The 18411-nt window shown below is 67.7% G+C and carries 16 protein-coding genes; 14 read left to right on the forward strand and 2 right to left on the reverse strand.

Annotation, left to right across the window (positions count from 1 at the left end; all coding sequences use genetic code 11):
* Window positions 1-71: 71 nt before the first annotated feature.
* The 7 genes from LU699_RS17365 (at window position 72) to LU699_RS17395 (ending at window position 8077) form a co-directional block, all read left to right on the forward strand.
* Window positions 72-704: a YfgM family protein gene (locus tag LU699_RS17365; protein WP_232135362.1), complete on the forward strand. Its 633-nt coding sequence runs from the start codon at window positions 72-74 to the stop codon at window positions 702-704.
* The gene (gene bamB, locus LU699_RS17370) at window positions 704-1924 is read left to right on the forward strand and encodes an outer membrane protein assembly factor BamB (protein ID WP_232135360.1); all 1221 of its coding nucleotides are present in this window, start codon (window positions 704-706) and stop codon (window positions 1922-1924) included. Before LU699_RS17365 ends, bamB begins: the two co-directional genes overlap by 1 nt.
* A 378-nt stretch (window positions 1925-2302) precedes the next feature.
* Entirely contained in the window at window positions 2303-3715 is a 1413-nt protein-coding gene (gene der, locus LU699_RS17375) for a ribosome biogenesis GTPase Der (protein ID WP_232135358.1), read from the forward strand.
* Window positions 3712-4299: a molybdenum cofactor guanylyltransferase gene (gene mobA, locus LU699_RS17380; protein WP_232135356.1), complete on the forward strand. Its 588-nt coding sequence runs from the start codon at window positions 3712-3714 to the stop codon at window positions 4297-4299. The genes der and mobA overlap by 4 nt, the downstream gene beginning before the upstream one ends.
* Entirely contained in the window at window positions 4292-5524 is a 1233-nt protein-coding gene (locus LU699_RS17385; RefSeq protein ID WP_232135354.1) for a molybdopterin molybdotransferase MoeA, read from the forward strand. The genes mobA and LU699_RS17385 overlap by 8 nt, the downstream gene beginning before the upstream one ends.
* Before the next feature lie 303 nt (window positions 5525-5827).
* On the forward strand, window positions 5828-6958 hold the full coding sequence (gene moeB / locus LU699_RS17390; RefSeq protein ID WP_232135352.1) for a molybdopterin-synthase adenylyltransferase MoeB: 1131 nt from the start codon (window positions 5828-5830) through the stop codon (window positions 6956-6958).
* An 81-nt stretch (window positions 6959-7039) separates the two neighbouring features.
* Window positions 7040-8077: a DUF2272 domain-containing protein gene (locus LU699_RS17395; RefSeq protein WP_232135350.1), complete on the forward strand. Its 1038-nt coding sequence runs from the start codon at window positions 7040-7042 to the stop codon at window positions 8075-8077.
* Window positions 8078-8233: 156 nt separating this feature from the next.
* Here LU699_RS17395 and acnA read toward each other — a convergent pair whose 3' ends face one another.
* The gene (acnA, locus tag LU699_RS17400) at window positions 8234-10999 is read right to left on the reverse strand and encodes an aconitate hydratase AcnA (protein WP_232135348.1); all 2766 of its coding nucleotides are present in this window, start codon (window positions 10997-10999) and stop codon (window positions 8234-8236) included.
* Window positions 11000-11189: 190 nt separating this feature from the next.
* The gene (locus LU699_RS17405) at window positions 11190-12089 is read right to left on the reverse strand and encodes a LysR family transcriptional regulator (protein ID WP_232135346.1); all 900 of its coding nucleotides are present in this window, start codon (window positions 12087-12089) and stop codon (window positions 11190-11192) included.
* Here LU699_RS17405 and LU699_RS17410 point away from each other — a divergent pair.
* The 7 genes from LU699_RS17410 to LU699_RS17440 all read left to right on the forward strand — a co-directional run bounded on the left by LU699_RS17410 (window position 12000) and on the right by LU699_RS17440 (window position 18401).
* Entirely contained in the window at window positions 12000-13307 is a 1308-nt protein-coding gene (locus tag LU699_RS17410) for a 4-oxalomesaconate tautomerase (RefSeq protein ID WP_232135344.1), read from the forward strand. The genes LU699_RS17405 and LU699_RS17410 overlap by 90 nt on opposite strands.
* 57 nt (window positions 13308-13364) lie before the next feature.
* Window positions 13365-14393: an ABC transporter substrate-binding protein gene (locus LU699_RS17415; RefSeq protein WP_232135342.1), complete on the forward strand. Its 1029-nt coding sequence runs from the start codon at window positions 13365-13367 to the stop codon at window positions 14391-14393.
* Between the two features lie 51 nt (window positions 14394-14444).
* The gene (locus LU699_RS17420) at window positions 14445-15236 is read left to right on the forward strand and encodes an ABC transporter ATP-binding protein (RefSeq protein ID WP_425491097.1); all 792 of its coding nucleotides are present in this window, start codon (window positions 14445-14447) and stop codon (window positions 15234-15236) included.
* Window positions 15220-15996 carry an ABC transporter permease gene (locus tag LU699_RS17425; RefSeq protein WP_232135339.1) on the forward strand — a complete coding sequence of 259 codons (777 nt, stop codon included), beginning with the start codon at window positions 15220-15222 and terminating at the stop codon, window positions 15994-15996. Before LU699_RS17420 ends, LU699_RS17425 begins: the two co-directional genes overlap by 17 nt.
* Window positions 15997-16191: 195 nt before the next feature.
* The gene (locus LU699_RS17430; protein ID WP_232135337.1) at window positions 16192-17598 is read left to right on the forward strand and encodes an OprO/OprP family phosphate-selective porin; all 1407 of its coding nucleotides are present in this window, start codon (window positions 16192-16194) and stop codon (window positions 17596-17598) included.
* A 132-nt stretch (window positions 17599-17730) separates the two neighbouring features.
* The gene (locus LU699_RS17435; RefSeq protein WP_232135335.1) at window positions 17731-18003 is read left to right on the forward strand and encodes an AbrB/MazE/SpoVT family DNA-binding domain-containing protein; all 273 of its coding nucleotides are present in this window, start codon (window positions 17731-17733) and stop codon (window positions 18001-18003) included.
* Window positions 18000-18401, forward strand: coding sequence for a type II toxin-antitoxin system VapC family toxin (locus LU699_RS17440; RefSeq protein WP_232135333.1), 402 nt, complete (start codon window positions 18000-18002; stop codon window positions 18399-18401). Before LU699_RS17435 ends, LU699_RS17440 begins: the two co-directional genes overlap by 4 nt.
* The last annotated feature ends 10 nt before the right edge of the window (window positions 18402-18411 follow it).

The following is an 18411-nucleotide window of genomic DNA, read 5'->3' on the forward strand; positions in this document are numbered from 1 at the left end:
CATCGATGCGGGGTCCCGCGATCCTTCTTTCATCCGTTTGACCCGCCTTCGACAGCGGGCGTAGAGACCATATGGCGATTGACGAGTTGCTGGACGAACGCGAGCAGGGGGAGCGGGTCAAGGCCTGGCTTCGCGACAACGCTCTGGGACTGGTGGGTGGCCTGGTGGTCGGCGCCGCGCTCATCGGTGGCTGGCAGTACTGGAAGAACCGCACGCATACGCAGGCGGTCGAACAGCATTCGGCCTACCAGACCGCGCTGCTGGACATCCGCTCGGGCGAGTTCGACAAGGCCTCGCAGACCGTGGCCGGCCTGCCGGATACCGCGTACAGCGAACTGGCCGCGTTGCAGCTGGCCAAGGCGCAGGTCGACAAGGGCGATCGCGATGCCGCGATCGCAACGCTCGAATCCGTCAAGGGTACCGAGCCCGGCGTGGCTGCGGTGGTGAAGCAGCGTCTCGCGCGTCTGCTGACCGATGCCGGCCGCGGCGAAGACGCGGTCAAGCTGCTCGCCGATGCCGATGATGCGGTGTCGCTCGAAGCCCGCGGCGACGCGCATTTCGCGCTCAAGCAGAACGAACAGGCCCGCGCGGATTACGCGCAGGCCTTGCGCAAGCTCGACAGCGCCGCGCAACAGCGTGGTCTCGTCGAACTCAAGCTTTCCGAAGTCGGCGGCACGCCGGACGAACCCGAGGTTGAATCCTGATGACCCACCAGACCGCGCGTGGCGCGTCTTCCCATGCGCCGAACCGCCTCGTGCGCATCGCCGCGATCGCGCTCTGCGTGATGACCGTGACCGGCTGCAGCACCGTGCGCGGCTGGTTCGGCAACAGCGAGAAGGCCAACGCCAAGGCGCTGTCCGAGCCCGCGCCGCTGACCGACATCACCGAAACGCTGAGCGTGTCGCGTTTGTGGTCGGCCAACGCAGGCAAGGGCGAAGACCGCCTGGGCGTGCGCCAGTCGCCGGCCGTCGCCGATGGCCGCGTCTATCTCGCCGCGATCAAGGGCGGCGTGCGCGCGTTCGATCTGCAGACCGGTGCCTCGGTGTGGCGCTACGACTCGGACCTGCGCCTGAGCGGCGGCCCCGGCGTCGGTGAGGGCCTGGTCGTGGCTGGCAGCCTCGACGGCGAAGTGGTCGCGCTCGATGCGGCCACCGGCGCGGAGCGCTGGACCGCCAAGGTCTCCAACGAAGTCATCGCTGCGCCCGCGATCGGGCAGGGCGTCGTGCTGGTGCGTTCCAACGACGGCCGCGTGACCGCGTTCGACGTCGCCAGCGGCGAGCGTCGCTGGTTCTGGGTGCGCGAGCTGCCGTCGCTGACCGTGCGCGGCAACGACGCGCCGGTGCTCGGCCCTGGCTTCGTGTTCGTCGGCAACGACGACGGCACCATCGCCGCGCTGTCGCTGTCCGACGGTCGCACGCTATGGGAGCAGGCCGTGGCCCAGCCCGACGGTCGCACCGAACTCGAGCGCATGTCCGACGTCGACGGCACCCCGGTGCTCGATGACGCCGTGCTGTTCGCCAGCAGCTATCGTCACCGCACGATGGCGCTGGAAGGCCCGAGCGGCCGTCCGCTGTGGGTCAGCGAGCACGGTGGTGCGAACCGTCCGGGTCTGTCGCCGCAGCGCGTGGTCGTGACCGATTCCAACGGCACCGTCTGGGCGCTCGACAAGTTCAGCGGCACCGCCGCGTGGCAGCAGCCGGCGCTCGCGCGTCGCAACCTGACCGGCGCGGCGATCCAGGGCGACTACGCCGTGGTCGGTGACCTCGACGGCTATCTGCACTGGATGCGTCTCGACGACGGCGAATTCGTCGCCCGCGAGCGCGCCGGCCGTGACCCGATCCGCGGCGCGCTGGTCGTCGCCGACGGTGTGCTGGTGGTCCAGAACGTCGACGGCAACGTGACCGCCTGGCGCTTGGCGCAGTAGGGCGTGTCATCAATCCCCGCACACGTCGCGCCGCTTCTGCGCGTGTCCGGGGCAAGGAAGAGCGAGGAAGTGGACGTCCGTCCACGCCCGAGCGATGAAGCCGGCCCGGGCGCGCGCAGGAGCGGCCCTCCGGGTTGGGCCTGGAGCGGCGCCAGCCGGCACCGCGCGTCTTGACCTGACGGCCAGTCAGGCACTGCGCCGCGCGACACCACCTGACGCCGCTCCAGACCCCAACGCGACATGCGCGGGGATCGATGACACGCCCTGTCCTGCCGCAAGTGCGACAATGACGGCCCCGGGCAGCCACCTGCCCGGGGCCGTGTGCTTCCGGGCCATGCCCGCGCGACACGCAAGACCCATTCGAACGGAATCCGCCCCATGCTTCCCCTCGTCGCCCTCGTGGGCCGCCCCAACGTCGGCAAATCGACGCTGTTCAACGCGCTGACCCGCACCCGCGACGCGCTCGTCCATGACGAGCCGGGCGTGACCCGTGACCGTCATTACGGCGTGTGCCGGCTCAATCCCGACGTGCCGTTCGCGCTGGTCGACACCGGCGGCATCGCCGGCGAGAACATCCATCTCGAACACGAAGGCCTCGCCGGACCGACCGCGAAGCAGTCGCGCGCCGCCGCGGCCGAAGCCGATCTCGTGCTGTTCGTCGTCGATGGCCGCGAAGGCGCCTCGGCGCTCGACGACGAGATCCTGCGCTGGCTGCGCAAGATCGACAAACCCACGTTCCTGGTCATCAACAAGACCGACGGACTCGATGCGCGCGCAGCCGAGGCCGACTTCTCGCGCTACGGGTTCTCCGACACGCACGCGATCTCGTCGGCGCACCGCCACGGCATCGACGAGCTGGTCGACGAGATTCTCGAAAAGCTGCCGGAAGTGGGCCAGTCCGAACAGCTCGACAGCGATCCCGAACGCGTCCGCGTGACTTTCGTCGGCCGCCCGAATGTGGGCAAGTCGACGCTGGTCAACCGCATCCTCGGTGAGGAGCGGATGATCGCCTCCGAGGTCGCCGGTACGACGCGCGATTCGATCGAGGTCGATCTGGAACGCGACGGTCGCAAGTACCGTCTGGTCGACACTGCCGGCATCCGTCGCAAGTCGAAGGTGGACGAGGCGGTCGAGACGTTCTCCATCATCAAGACGCTGCAGGCGATCGAGCATTCGCAGGTGTCGGTGGTGATGATCGACGCCAGCGAAGGCGTGACCGACCAGGACGCCAGCGTGCTGGGTGCGGTGCTCGATTCGGGCCGCGCGCTCGTCGTCGCGGTCAACAAGTGGGACGGCCTCACCGACTACCAGCGCGATCAGACCGAAGCGCTGCTGTCGCGCAAGCTGGCATTCGTGCCCTGGGCCGAAGCGGTGCGCATCAGTGCCAAGCACGGCTCGGGCCTGCGCGAACTGTTCCAGGCGATCCACCGTGCGCATGCGTCGGCCAACTACAAGTTCGGCACCTCGGAAGTCACCAAGGCGCTCGAGATCGCCTACGAGACCAATCCGCCGCCGGTCGTGCGCGGCCACGCGCCGAAGCTGCGCTATGCGCATCCGGGCGGCGAGAATCCGCCGACGATCATCGTCCACGGCAACCGTCTGCGGACGCTGCCCGACAGCTACAAGCGCTACCTGGAGAATTTCTTCCGCAAGCGCTTCAAGCTGGTCGGCACGCCGGTGCGCTTCCTGTTCCGCGAGGGCGACAACCCCTACAAGGACAAGAAGAATGTGCTCAATGACCGCCAGCTGGCGAAGAAGAAGCGGCTGATCCGGCACGTCAAGCGCAAGTGATCCCGTCGCCGTTCCGCGACACGCTGACCGTCGGCCTGCTGGCTGGCGGCCGCGCGACGCGGCTGGGCGGCCTGGACAAGGCCTGGCTGCTGCGCGATGGCGTGTCGCAGGTCGAACGACTCCGCGAGCGTTTCGCCGCGCATGCGTCGCGCGTGCTGGTCAGTGCGAATTGCGACCTGCCGCGTTACGCGCACGCGCGCATCGAGGCAATCCCCGACCGACATCCCGACACTGGTCCGTTGTCCGGTCTCGACGCGCTCGCAGCGGCGACCACGACGCCGTGGCTGTTCACGCTGCCGGTGGATGCGCTGCACGTCGATGCGTCGGTGCTGGCGCGACTGGTCGATGCAGCCGGCGACACCGGCGCGAGCGCGGAGGACGACGACGGGCTGCAGCCCCTGGTCGCGCTGTGGCCGGTGGCCGCATTGCGCGTGGCCGCTGCCGGCGCGTTGACCGGCGACGACTTCTCCGTGCGCGGTCTGCAGCGCGCACTCGGCATGTGCACGCTGCGCTTCGCGCAGGTGCGCTTCGGCAACCTCAACACGCCCGACGATCTGGTCCGGGCCGGAGTCACCCATGACTGAGCCCACATTCCCGTTCCGCGTGTCCTTCGTCGAGGCCTGCGCGATCGTCGATGCCGTCGCAGCCGAGCGTCGTCTGCAGCCGCAGACGGTCTCGCTGTCGCGCGCGCATGGCCATGTGCTGGCGCGCGATGTCGTCGCGACGCTGCCGCAGCCGCCGTTCGACAACTCTGCGATGGACGGCTTCGCGCTGCGTCATGCCGATCTCGCGACTGATGGCGCGACGACGCGGTTGCGCCTCACCGGCGAGCAGTTCGCCGGCCCCGATGCAGCACTGACGGTCGAGGCGGGCAGCTGCGTGCGCATCACCACCGGCGCGCCGCTGCCGGCTGGCGCCGACACGGTGGTGATGAAGGAGAACACCGACCTCGATGGCGAGGACGTCGTCGTGCGCATCGCACCGCGCCTCGGCCAGCACGTGCGCCGCGCCGGTGAGGATTCGAATATCGGCGATCTGTTGCTGCAGGCAGGCGACATGCTGACGCCGGCGCGCATCGGTCTCGCTGCCTCGCAAGGGCTCGCGCAGCTCGACGTCGTGCGTCGTCCGACCGTCGCGGTGTTCGCCACCGGCGACGAACTCGTCGAGCCCGGCATGTCGCTCGGTCCCGGGCAGATCTACAACTCCAACCGCGACCAGCTGATGGCGCTGTTGCGCGCCGAAGGTCTGGAACCGGTCGCGTTTCCGACGCTGCCCGACGACGCTGCACAGGTGACGTCCGCGCTGCGCCATGCCGGCGAAGCCTTCGACCTCGTGCTGACCTGCGGCGGCGTGTCTGCCGGCGAGAAGGATCTGCTGCCCGAGCTGCTGCAGCGCCGAGGCCGCGTGCGGGTGTGGAAGGTCATGATGAAACCCGGCATGCCGCTGCTGCTGGCCGAAGGCGACACGCTCGGTCCCGCGCTGTTCCTGTGCCTGCCGGGCAATCCGGTGTCGGTACTCGCGACCTGGCTCGCGCTCGGGCGTCGTCTCGTCGACGGTCTGCAGGGCAGGGCGCCGCGAGCATTGCGCCGCGCGCGACTGGCGTCGGACTGGACCAAGACCCACGAACGCCTCGAACTGCTGCGCGGCCGCTGGTGGATCGACGACGACGGGATCTCGTGGGTCGAGCCGAATCCCGCGGACGGTTCGCACCGCATGCAGGCCGCTGCGGATTCGGACGCGCTGATCGTGCTCGATGCGGGACCGCGCGATTACGCGAGCGGCACGCCGGTGGATGTGTTGCCGTACTGACAGCTGCGCTGTCGGGGCCGCGGGACTCGCGGGCGCCTGGGCGCCCTGATGCATGAGGCCAGTCCGGCGTCTGCATGCTGCAGAACCTGGGCACCTCTCACTCCGGGAGAGGTCGACGCGCAAAGCGCGTCGGGTGAGGGTTGGGGCTCTACAGGAAAGCATTCAAAAGCGCCCTCATCCGCCTTCCGGGCACCTTCCCTCAAAGGGGGAGGGAAGCACACAGTCCGCGAGCGTCGGCCGGATGCTGCTGATCGAACCGCAGCGTTCCCCGCGCATCGCCCGCGTCCGCGCGATAATCGCGCCATGGCCATCCAGGAACTCTCGCCGGCGCAGGCCCGGCAACGCCAGCAGCAGGGCGTGCGCCTGATCGACGTGCGCGATGCCCACGAGCGCGTGACCGGCATGGCCGAAGGCGCGGACGGCGTCGATCGCGCGACGCTCGAAGCCGCGCCGCTGGCGCATGCGCCGGATCTGCAGGCACCGCTGCTGCTGATCTGCCAGAGCGGTCGACGCTCGATGCAGGCGGCCGAAACGCTGGCCGCGCTCGGCTACACGGACATCGCATCCGTCGCCGGTGGCACCAGCGCCTGGCAGGCCGACGGACTGCCCACCGTGCTGCCGGACGGCGATGTCGATCTCGATTTCCACGAGCGCTATTCGCGGCATCTCAAGCTTCCAGAGATCGGTCTCGCCGGCCAACAGCGGCTGGCCGAGGCGACCGTGCTGGTGATCGGTGCCGGTGGTCTCGGGTCGCCGGCGGCGTATTACCTCGCTGCGGCCGGCGTCGGCACGCTGCGGATTGCTGACGACGATGTCGTCGACCGCAGCAATCTGCAGCGGCAGATCCTGCACGCGGAAGACCGCATCGGTCAGCCGAAAGTGCAATCGGCAGCGACGACACTCGGCGCGCTCAATCCACGCACGCGTATCGAAGCCATCGCCGAACGCGTGACAAGTGACAACGTCGATCGCCTGCTTGGCGGCGTCGATCTGGTGCTCGACGGCGCCGACAATTTCCCGGTGCGCTATCTGCTCAACGATGCCTGTGTGCTGCACGGTGTGCCGCTGGTCTACGGCGCGGTGCATCGCTTCGACGGACAGGTCAGCGTTTTCGACGCCGGTCGTCGACGCGGCGCATGTCCCTGTTATCGCTGCCTGTTTCCCGAACCGCCGCCGGCCGAAGCCGCGCCGAACTGTTCGGAAGTCGGTGTGCTCGGCGTGCTGCCGGGTGTGGTCGGCCTGTTGCAGGCGACCGAAGCGTTGAAGCTGCTGCTTGGTATCGGTGCGCCACTGGCCGGGCGTCTGCTGCAGTTCGACGCGCTGCGCATGCAGTTCCGCGAGACGCGACTGTCGCCCGATCCCGACTGTCCGGTCTGCGCACCGGGCCGCGCGTTCCCCGGCTACATCGACTACGCGGCGTTTTGCGCCGGCTGATCGCGCAAGCGGACCTGCTCTTCACGCGCGGCTGGGGCACGATGGCGGCCACCGCGTGTCCCGCGCGGACTGGATGACCCGATGCGATCGATGCGCTGCCTGTTGCTGCTCGCCTGCCTGCTGCTGTCCGCGCCGTTCACGGCGCTGGCGGCCGATCCCTGTCCGCTGCTGCGTGCGCAGGTCGCATCGCCTGATCCTGCGACCCGGCTCGCCGCCGCTGCGTGCGAGGAACATCTGCTCTGGCACCGGCCTTTCATCGATGTCGAAGGCCGCTATGCCGGTTCGACCGTGCGCGAGGCCGAGACCGCACTGCTGACCAATGGCGAGCAGGCCTGGCGCCGCGTCGCCGGTTACTGGCGCGGCGCCGACCAGCTGTCCCAACTCCAGCATCGGCCCGGCGCCTATGACTGCATGTTCGCGCCGACGAGCACTCAGCCGTCTCCGGCCTGTCGCAGTTTTCTCGTCGACGTGCCGTGGTCGGCGGCGTTCGTGTCCTGGGTCGCACGGCGCGCGACGCTGCCGGGCTTCAGCGGATCACCGAGCCATGTCGACTACGTGCGCAACGCCTATCGAAGCCCGGAGACCAACGCCTATCGCGTCGCCGATCCGGTGACGTCGCGCCCCGCGCGAGGCGACATGCTGTGTTACGTGCGCGCGGCGAATCGCGTGTTCGGTTTCGCCGGTCTCGCGACGCTGCTCAGCAGCGAGGACGGCGGGCTCGGCATGCATTGCGACATTGTCGTCGGTGCCGAGGGCGGGCAGGCGCAGCTGGTCGGTGGCAACGTGCTCGATGGCGTGACGATGCGGCTGATGCCGCTGACCGCCGGCGGACAATTCGCCGCACTGGCGCAGCGCGGTTTGGACGATCTGCCGTGCAGCCCGGATGCGCCACAGGCCTGCAATGCGAACCGGCAGGACTGGGCGGTGCTGTTGCAGTTGCGACCGGCCAACGAGCTTGCCGTGCTGTCGCCGTCGCCCGGGCTGTACGTTGCGCCGCCGCCGATGCCGGCCGTGCCGGATGTGCTGCAGCCGGGCCAGTCGACGCCGCGTCCGCAAACTGCGCCGTGTTGTGTCGAGTGCAGCGTGGGCGATGGCTTGCCGCGGTGCCCTGGGGTTTGAGGTTCGCGCATCCCGGCGCAGCCCTGTAGGTACGCGCTCCTGCAGAAAAGAAAGGCCCGCATGTGCGGGCCTTTCTCGTTCAGATCATGCTGGTTTCATCGCTACCGCTGCTTCAGCACGTCATGCAGCAGCCCGCCGTGCTTCGGCGGACCAGGCTCAGGCCGCCTTCTTCGCCGCCAACTGCCGCAGCACGTAGTGCAGCAGACCACCATGACGGAAGTACTCAATTTCCTTCGGCGTCAGCAGCAGCACGTCGACTTCGAAACGGATCTCGGTGCCGTCCGCGCGCTTGGCGACGATCTGCGCGGTCTTCGACTTGCCGTTGGCGAGGCCGGTGAGTTCCACGGTCTCCGACCCATCGAGGCCCAGGCTCTGCGCGTTGTCGCCGTTGCGGAAGCTGCACGGCAGCACGCCCATGCCGACGAGGTTGGAGCGGTGGATGCGCTCGAAGCTCTCGGCAATCACGGCTTTCACGCCCAGCAGGTTGGTGCCCTTGGCCGCCCAGTCGCGCGACGACCCCGTGCCGTACTCCTTGCCCGCGAACACCACCAGCGGCACGCCTGCGGCCTTGTACTTCTGCGCCGCGTCGTAGATCGACAGCTTCTCCGGCTCGCCATCGCCGAAGTACAGCGTATTGCCGCCTTCCTCGCCGCCGAAGAACAGGTTCTTGATGCGGATGTTGGCGAAGGTGCCGCGCACCATGACGTCGTCGTTGCCGCGGCGCGAGCCGTAGCTGTTGAAGTCGGTCGGCTGCACGCCGCGTTCCTGCAGGAAACGGCCCGCGGGGGAATCGCCCTTGATGTTGCCGGCCGGGGAGATGTGGTCGGTGGTGATGGAGTCGCCGAACAGGCCCATGATCCGCGCGCCGTGGATGTCGTCGATGCTGCCGACGTCCATGGTCATGCCGTCGAAGTAGGGCGGATTCTTGATGTAGGTCGACGCTTCGTCCCACTCGTAGAGATCGCCGTCGGGCGATTCGATCGTGTTCCAGCGCGTGTCGCCCTTGAACACGTCGGCGTAGTTCTTGGCGAACATCTCCGGCCCGATCGTCTTCGCGATGAAGTCGCCGATCTCCTTGTTGGTCGGCCAGATGTCGCGCAGGTAGACGGGGTTACCGTCCTGGTCCTTGCCCAGCGGATCGTCGGTCAGATCGATGTCGACGGTGCCGGCGATCGCATAGGCGACGACCAGTGGCGGCGAGGCGAGATAGTTCATCTTCACTTCACCGTGGATGCGGCCTTCGAAATTGCGGTTGCCCGACAGCACGGCGGCGACCGCGAGATCGTTCTCGGCGATGCCCTTCGACACCGCGTCCGGCAGCGGGCCGGAGTTGCCGATGCAGGTCGTGCAGCCGTAGCCCACGACGTAGAAGCCGAGCTTCTCCAGATCGTCGAGCGCGCCCGCCTTTTCGAGGTAATCGGTCACTACCAGCGAGCCCGGCCCGAGCGAGGTCTTGACCCACGGCGCGGCCTTCAGGCCCTTGGCCGCCGCGTTGCGCGCGAGCAGGCCGGCGCCGAGCATCACCGCCGGGTTCGAGGTGTTGGTGCAGGACGTGATCGCGGCGATGACCACCGAGCCGTCCGTCAATTCGTGCTCGCCGTCATCGAGCGTGATCTTCGACACCGGGCGTGCGGCGAGGCGTTCGGCCTGCGGCTGTCCGCCGCCTTCCTTCTCGAAACGATCGACCTGCGGATCTTCCGCGCTCGCCTTGTTGCGCTTGGCGACCAGCGGACCGACGTTGTCGCGGAAATTCTGCTGCACCTTCTCCAGCAGCACGCGGTCCTGCGGACGCTTCGGACCGGCCAGCGACGGGCGTACGTCGGCCATGTCGAGTTCGAGCACGCTGCTGTACTCGGCTTCCGGCGCACCGGGTTCGTGCCACAGCTGCTGCGCCTTTGCGTAGGCCTCGACCAGTGCGATCTGCTCTTCGCTGCGGCCCGACAGACGCAGGTAGTTCAGCGATTCCTGGTCGATCGGGAAGATGCCGCAGGTCGCGCCATACTCGGGCGCCATATTGCCGATCGTCGCGCGATCGGCGAGTGGCAGATGCTGCAGGCCTTCGCCGAAGAACTCGACGAACTTGCCGACGACGCCATGCTTGCGCAGCGTCTCGGTGACGGTCAGCACGAGGTCGGTCGCGGTCGCGCCTTCCGGCATGCGGCCCGTCAACTTGAAGCCGACGACCTGCGGAATCAGCATCGACGACGGCTGGCCAAGCATCGCAGCCTCGGCTTCGATACCGCCGACGCCCCAGCCGAGCACGCCGATGCCGTTGATCATCGTGGTGTGCGAATCGGTGCCGAACACGGTGTCCGGATACGCCCACTGCACGCCGTCATCGCGCTCGGCGGTCATTACCACGCGTGCGAGATGCTCGAGGTTCACCTGGTGGACGATGCCGGTGTTGGGCGGCACGACCTTGAAGTTGTCGAAGGCCTTCTGGCCCCAGCGCAGGAAGCCGTAGCGTTCCTTGTTGCGCTGGAACTCGATCTTGCCGTTGAGATCCAGCGCATCCGGGCGGCCGAACACGTCGACCTGCACGGAGTGGTCGATCACCAGTTCCGACGGGATCAGCGGATTGATCTGCTCCGGGCGACCGCCGAGGCGCACAACGGCATCACGCATCGCGGCGAGATCGACGACGCAGGGCACGCCGGTGAAATCCTGCAGCACGACGCGCGCCGGCATGAAGGCGATCTCGGTATCCGGTTCGGCCTTCGGGTCCCACTTCGCCACGGCCTCGATGTGGTGCGCGGCGACGGTCTCGCCGTCCTCATGGCGCAGCAGGTTCTCGAGCAGGATCTTCATCGAATAGGGCAGGCGGGCGATGTCGAACTGCTTGCCCAGCGCCGGGAGGCTGGAATAGGCGTAACGGCGGCCGCCGACGTCGAGGTCGGCGCGCGTGGAAAAGGTATCGGTCATGCGGTAGCTCCTGTCGCGGGTTGCTGGCGGTGACGCGGTCGGACCGGTCGTGGCGGGCATGCGTGGATGCGCAGGCATCCGGGTTGCTGCGGGGTGATGCAAAGCGACGCCCGGTCGATGCGCGTCACCGCTTCGAGGCGGCCAGTGTAGGCAGGCCGGCGTGGCGGACATGTCATCAGTCGGGCGCGCCTCACGGTTTCTGCCACGTGCTCTTGAGCATCTGCAGGAACCGCTCGGCGGCGGGCGAGAGCATCGCGCCACGCCTGCGCACGATGCCGATCGTACGTGACACCACGGGGGGCGCGATCTCGCGGGTCACCAGAATGGAGTGTTCCTGCTGCGGCGTGGCCATCCGTGGCAGCACCGAAATGCCGACGCCCGCTTCGACCAGGCCGAGCGAGGTCGACAGGTGCGTCACCTCGTAGAACCAGCTGAGCTTGAGGTTCTCGCGGGCGAGCGCGCCGTCGAGCAGGGTGCGGTTGCCGCTGGTGCGATGCACGGTGATCAGCGGGTGCTGGGCGATGTCGCTCCAGGTCACGCGGCGCTTGGTCGCCAGCGGATGATCACGGCGGCAGGCGAGCACGAAGGGGTCCTCGACAAGCGAGTCGAATTCCAGCTCGGGATCGGACGCGCCCATGAAGTTGATGCCGAACTCCACCTCGCCGCGTTCGACCGCCTGCAGGCCTTCGGTGGCCGGGATGTCGAGGATGCGGAAGCGGACGCTGGGATGGTCTTCGTGGAAGCGCGCGATGACGCTCGGCAGGAAGTAGAACGCCGCCGTCGGCAGGCAGGCGATCGTGACCTGGCTGCCACGGCCGTCATCGACGCCGCGCGAGGCGAACAGCGAGCCGTCGAACTCTTCGATCATCCGGCGCACCAGCGGCAACAGGTTCTGCCCGACAGCCGTCGGCGCAACGCTGCGTGTGGTGCGTTCCAGCAGAGGCGCGCCCACCGCGCTCTCCAATTTCTGAATGCGTCGGCTCAGCGCCGGCTGCGAGACATGCAGGGCCTCGGCAGCGCGATGGAAGCTGCGGGTCTCGGCCACGAGCAGGAAAGCTCGCAGGTCGAGGATTTCGCAATTGATGCTCATAACGTATCAATTCTCCTGAAATCAGCATTTCACAGATCAATTCCGGCCATGCCAGTATCGCAACGAATCGATCAATTGATTCGATATTCATATCAATCTGCGACCCTCATGTCCAACGATCTCTACAGCGTTCCCTGTGTCCTGATGCGTGGCGGCAGCTCGAAAGGGCCGTTCTTCCGCGCGTCGGACCTGCCGGCGGATCCCGCCGAGCGGGATCGCCTGCTGCTGGAGGTCATGGGCGCGGGGCATCCGCTGCAGATCGACGGCATCGGCGGCGGCAACGCGCTGTCGAGCAAGGTCGCCATCGTCGGCCCGCCGACCCGCGCCGATGCCGACATCGACTACCTGTTCGCCCAGGTGCGCCTCGATCGCCAACTGGTCGACACCACACCCAACTGCGGCAACATGCTGGCTGCAGTGGGCCCGTTCGCGATCGAGTCGGGCATGGTCGCCGCGGGCGATCCCCGGACCGAGGTGCGCATCCACAACGTCAATACCGGCAAGGTGATCCTGGCCACCGTGGAGACCCCGCAGGGCCGTGTGCACTACCGCGGCGAGACCGCGATCGCCGGCGCCCCGGGCACCGCGGCGCCGATCTCGCTGGCCTTCCTCGACGCCGCCGGCGCCCGGACTGGCAAACTGTTGCCCACCGGCGAAGCCAGCGAATGGATCGATGGCGTCGAGGTGAGCTGCGTCGACTGCGCGATGCCGATGGTGATGCTCGAGGGTGCGGCCCTGGGCGTGACCGGTTCGGAATCGGTGGCCGAACTCAACGCGAACACCGCGATGCTGGCCCGTCTGGAACGGATCCGCATCGAGGCCGGGCGCAGGATGGGGATCGCCGATGCGGGCGATCGCGTCATTCCCAAGCCCGTGCTGCTGCTGCCGCCCCGGGCGGGCGGCGCGCTGCAGGTGCGCTATTTCATGCCCCACCAGTGCCACAGCGCGCTGGCGATCACCGGCGCGGTCGGCATCTCGACCGCGTGCGTCACCGACGGGACGGTGGCGCAGCGAATGGCCGGCAGCCTCTCGCTGCCTGGCAGCGTGCGACTGGAACACCCGAGCGGTTGCCTGGATGTGGCACTGCACAGACCCGCAATGGATGCCCCGATCGTCGCCAGCGTCGTGCGGACCGCACGGCGACTGTTCGAGGGCCGCGTCTTCGCCAGCACGGATCCGCGGCGCAGCGCAGCAGCGCCATGGAGTTCGGCTGCGTGAACTGAAAAAACCGGGCGTCCGCCCGGTCCAAAGCCATCAACATCCTGGGAGGGATCGATGTACAAGCGTCTCATCACCGCCGTGCTCGCGGCGGCCATCGTGTGTGCTGCCGGTTGCAGCGGCAGCCGCGGGTCCGCTGAGGGCGAGTCGGTACGCATCAGCGTCGGCTCGTACAACCTCAACAACCTGCCGTTCTTCATCGCCGATGCCAACGGCTACTTCGAAGACGTGGGCCTGAACGTCCAGACCGAGAACTTCGCCCAGGGCGGTTCCAAGGTGCTGCAGGCGCTGGTCGCCGGCTCCACCGACGTCGCGGTCGGCTTCTACGACCACACCATCCAGATGCAGGCCAAGCAGAAGGACGTCGTGGCGTTCGTGCTGCTGTCGCGCAACTCCGGACTGGTGCTGGCAGGTCGTCCCGACAGCACGTTCGATCCGGCCAATCCGGCGTCGATCCGCGGCATGAAGGTCGGCATCACCGCGCCAGGCTCGTCGTCGGACTTCTTCGTCCGCCATTACCTCGCGCGCAACAACATTCCGGTCGACGAGATCTCGATCATCGGCGTGGGCTCGGGCGCGGCCGCGGTCGCGGCGCTGCAGCAGGACAAGATCGACCTGCTGGTGAACTACGACCCGGCCGGCACGCTGCTCGTCGAACGTGGCGTCGGCAAGATCCTCATCGATGCGCGCAGCGACGAAGGTGCGCGCGAGGTCTACGGCGGCATCTATCCGACGTCGGTCATGTACGCGCAGCAGGCGTTCCTCGACAAGCGCCCCGAAGCGGTGGAGAAGATCGTCCGCGCCGAACGCATGGCGCTGGAGTTCATCGCCGATCACACCTCGGCCGAAGTCGTGGCCGCACTGCCGGACAAATACATCTCCGGCGACCGCGAAACCTATGCCAAGGCGGTCGAACAGGCGCGCGCGATCTTCACCCGCGACGGCCGTTTCGAGCCGAAGGATCTGGAAACGCCGCTGCTCGTGCTGCGCGAGTTCAACACCGATGTCGCCAATGCCGATATCGATCTCGAGAAGACCTACACCAACGTATTCGTCGACCGCGTTGCCGCGGACGCGAAGCAGTAAGGAGGTTCCATGGCTGTCGCCAGTGTTGCCCGCATCCGGGATGAAGTCCCGATGCCGACCCCGTCGCGTTCGATGGTGTCGGTCGACAACGTCACGATGTCCTTCGGTGATTTCACCGCGGTGCGCGACGTCAATATCGAAGTCGCCGACGGCGAATTCGTCGCCATCGTCGGACCCACCGGCTGCGGCAAGAGCACCATTCTCAATGCCGTTGCCGGCCTGCTGAACCCGACCAAGGGCGGCATCCGCATCGACGACACGCCGGTCAATGGCGTGCAGGAATCGGTGGGCTATCTGTTCCAGCAGGACGCGCTGCTGCCGTGGAAGACGGCGTTCCAGAACGTCGAACTCGGCTTGCGGTTCCGGGGCGTCGACACGAAAGAACGCGAGCAGCGGGCGAACGCCTGGCTGGCGAAGGTCGGCCTCAAGGGCTTCGAACACCGCTATCCGCACCAGCTCTCGGGCGGCCAGCGCAAGCGCGTGCAGATGGCGCAGGCGCTGATCGTCGAGCCGAAGGTGATGCTGATGGACGAGCCGTTCTCGGCGCTCGACATCCACACCCGGCATCTGATGCAGAACGAACTGCTGCGGCTGTGGCAGGAAGACCGCCGCGCGGTGATGTTGATCACCCACGATCTCGAAGAGGCGATCGCGCTCGGCGACCGTGTCGTCGTGCTGTCCTCCGGCCCATCGAGCCGGGTGGTCGAAAGTTTCCAGGTGGATCTCGAGCGGCCGCGCAACGTGGCGGAAATCAAGCTCGACCAGCGGTTCACCGACCTCTATCGCGATATCTGGGCCTGCCTGCGCGGCGAAGTGGAGAAGAGCTATGCACGCCAAGACTGACCGCGCCATCCAGATCATGCTCGTCGTCGGTGTCTTCGGCGGCTGGCAGGCCGGTGTATCGGCCGGCCTCATCGATCCGTTCTTCTTCCCGGCGCCGTGGGACATCGTCCGGCAGATGGTCACGTGGTTGATGGACACCAGTTTCTACAACCATGTCTCCATCACCCTGACCGAAACGGTGCTGGGTTACGTGATCGGTACCGTGCTCGGCGTCACCGGCGGTGTATGGCTCGGCCTGAGCCCGCGGTCGGCGCGGATCCTCGATCCCTTCATCAAGGGTTTCAACGCGATTCCGCGCGTGGTGCTGGCACCGATCTTCGTGTTGTGGCTGGGCCTGGGCCTGTGGTCGAAGGTCGCGCTGGCGGTGACCCTGGTGTTCTTCATCACGTTCTTCAACGCGATGCAGGGCGTGCGCGAGGTGAACCCGGTGGTGCTGGCGAATGCACGCATCCTCGGCGCGAACCGTCGTGACCTGCTGCGCCATGTGTACTTCCCGGCAGCCGCGAGCTGGATCCTGTCCTCGCTGCGCACTTCGGTGGGCTTCGCGGTGGTCGGCGCGATCATCGGCGAGTACCTCGGCGCGTCCGCGGGTCTGGGCTATCTGATTGCGCAGGCGGAAGGCAACTTCAATGCGGTCGGTGTGTTCGCCGGCATCATCATCCTGGCGGGCTTCGTGCTGATCATCGATTTCTTCCTCGACATCGCCGAGAACCGCCTGATCACCTGGCGTCCCAACGCCTCGCGCGAAGCCACGAGCTGACCGCCGACGTCCCGGCGCGCGCTGCGCCGGGACGTTTTCGACACCCGTTCCCCACGTCCGGGTGCGCTTCTGCGCCGGTGCCACCTCGTCGGCACCGGCGCCTTCCTTACGAATGTCTGCCCGTCGCCTTGCGGCGGGCCTGTCTGCGGCCGCCTGTACCGAGGGCGTGCCGTGTCCGGAGATCGCACGATGCGCATGTCGTTCCGCCCCCGTCCCAATGCACTGGCCGTCGGCCTGCTGCTGGCCTCGTCCACCGCCTTCGCGCAGACCGCGCCGGGCGAACTGGAAGCGCTGGTCCGCCAGCAGGCCGAACAGATCCGCCAGCTCGAAGCGCGCCTGTCCGTGCTCGAAACCGGCACGCTGCCGGTCGCCGCCCAGGCACCGGCCGCGCCTGCCGCCGATCCCGCGCTCGTCGAGCGCATCGCCAAGATTGAAGCCGCGCAGGCCAAGGCGCCGGCGGTCAGCTGGTCCAAGGGCGCGCCGCAATTCACCAGCAGCGACGGCCAGACCACGTTCCGGCCACGCGGCCGCGTCTTCGTCGACACCTCCAGCACCCGCGGCTCGGACTTCGACGCGCGCAACATCACCGGCACCGAGATCCGCTCGGTACGTCTCGGCTTCGAAGGCAGCTACGGCAATCTCGGGTATGCGGTCGAAGGCGATTTCGCCGACAACGGCGTGGCCTGGAAGTCGGCCTACGTGACCCTCGGCCACACGCTGTTCGGGCGCGAGGCGGAACTCACCGTCGGCAACCGGCTCAACGACCGCGGCATCGACGGCTCCAGCGGCACCGGCAATACGCCGTTCCAGGACCGCAACGTGGTCGGCACCCTGATCGTGCCGCAGCGCGGCCTGTTCGGCGTCGGCCTGACCCAGCGCATCTACGGCGACAGCTGGCATGGCAGCCTGTCGGTCGCCGGCAATGACCTCAACAACGTCGGCGACAGCAACGACTCGATGACCGTCGCCGGTCGCGCGCACTGGAATCCGGTGAAGGGCGAGGGCGGCCTGCTGCATCTCGGCGCCTGGGGCTTCTATGAGGATATCGCGCCCAACAGCACCGGCGTGTTCCGCAGCTCGGCGATCTCCGGCCATCTCAACGACCTGGTGAAGATCGCGCCCGGCACGCTCAATGGTGCCACCCACGGCCACGGTTACGGCGTCGAACTGCTCGGCGTGCGCGGCCCGTTCTGGGGCTATGGCGAATGGGGCACGCGCGAGGTCTCGGGGCTCGGTGGCAGTGGGCGCTACGGGGTGACCCACGACGCCTGGGCGCTCTCGGCAGGCTGGTTCCTGTCCGGCGCGAGCCCGTCGTACGCAACGAAGACCGGCACCTGGAGCCGGGTCAAGATCGCACGTCCGGTCACTGCGGGCGGCCCGGGCGCATGGGAACTCAAAGCGCGTTACGAGAACGCCGATTACGCCGAACTGCCCACCGGCGGCACCGGCGATGCGCTGACCGTCGGCGTGAACTGGTATCTCAACGATTTCAGCCGGGTCATGCTCGACGCGATCCGCTGGAAGACCGACAACCGCAGCGGCGCCTACCAGGGTGAGGACCGTGGCACCACGCTCAACGCCCGGTTCCAGCTGGCGTTCTGACGGCTGCGACCAGCGTCATCGCGTTCATCACGGGCCGGGTTCGCATGAATCCGGCCCGTCGCATTCCGGGCGATCGGCTTGGGTATGCGGGTTCAGGTATGTATAATGTGCGCATACTTTCCGGAGGCCGCCATGGAAGCCACCGTCGCCGAACGCGGCCAGATCACCCTGCCCAAGGCCGTGCGCGATGCGCTGGGCCTGAGCAAGGGCACGATCCTGAAAGTCGAGCTGGAAGGCAGCCGGATCGTGCTGCGCAAGAGCGTCGACGACGCCGTCTCGCGCGCCCGCGGCCGTTTCAAGCTGGAAGGTTTCGATAACACCGACGCCGCGATGCGCGCGGTGCGTGGCCAGCCGGCCGATGAGGTCGAGGTCGAGATCGCAACAGACGGAGACGCCGACCAGTGATCGCCGTCGACGCGCCCGTGCTGGTGGATCTGCTGGCCGACGGCCCGCAGGCCGACGCCGCCGAGGCCTGCCTGCGCCAGTACCTGAGCGCGGGCCCGGTCGTCGTCTGCGATGTCGCGCTGGCCGAGATCTGCGGCGCGCTGCGTGACGGCGCCGACACCATGTCCGTGCTCGAGGACATGGGCGTGCGGTTCTCGGCGATCGAAGCGAAGTCCGCGTTGCGCGCCGGCGAGATGCAGCGCCGTTCCTGGCAGCGCGGCGACATCGCCGGTCGCCCGTCGCGCGACTTCCTCGTCGGGGCGCATGCGCTGTTGCAGTGCAATGGCCTGATCACCCGCGACGACGCGTTTTTCCGCACCTATTTCAAGGGTCTCAAGCTGATCGTACCGTCGGCCTGAGACCGGTTTT

Origin of the sequence: Luteimonas fraxinea (genome assembly GCF_021233355.1) — a bacterium.
Lineage (GTDB): Bacteria > Pseudomonadota > Gammaproteobacteria > Xanthomonadales > Xanthomonadaceae > Luteimonas > Luteimonas fraxinea.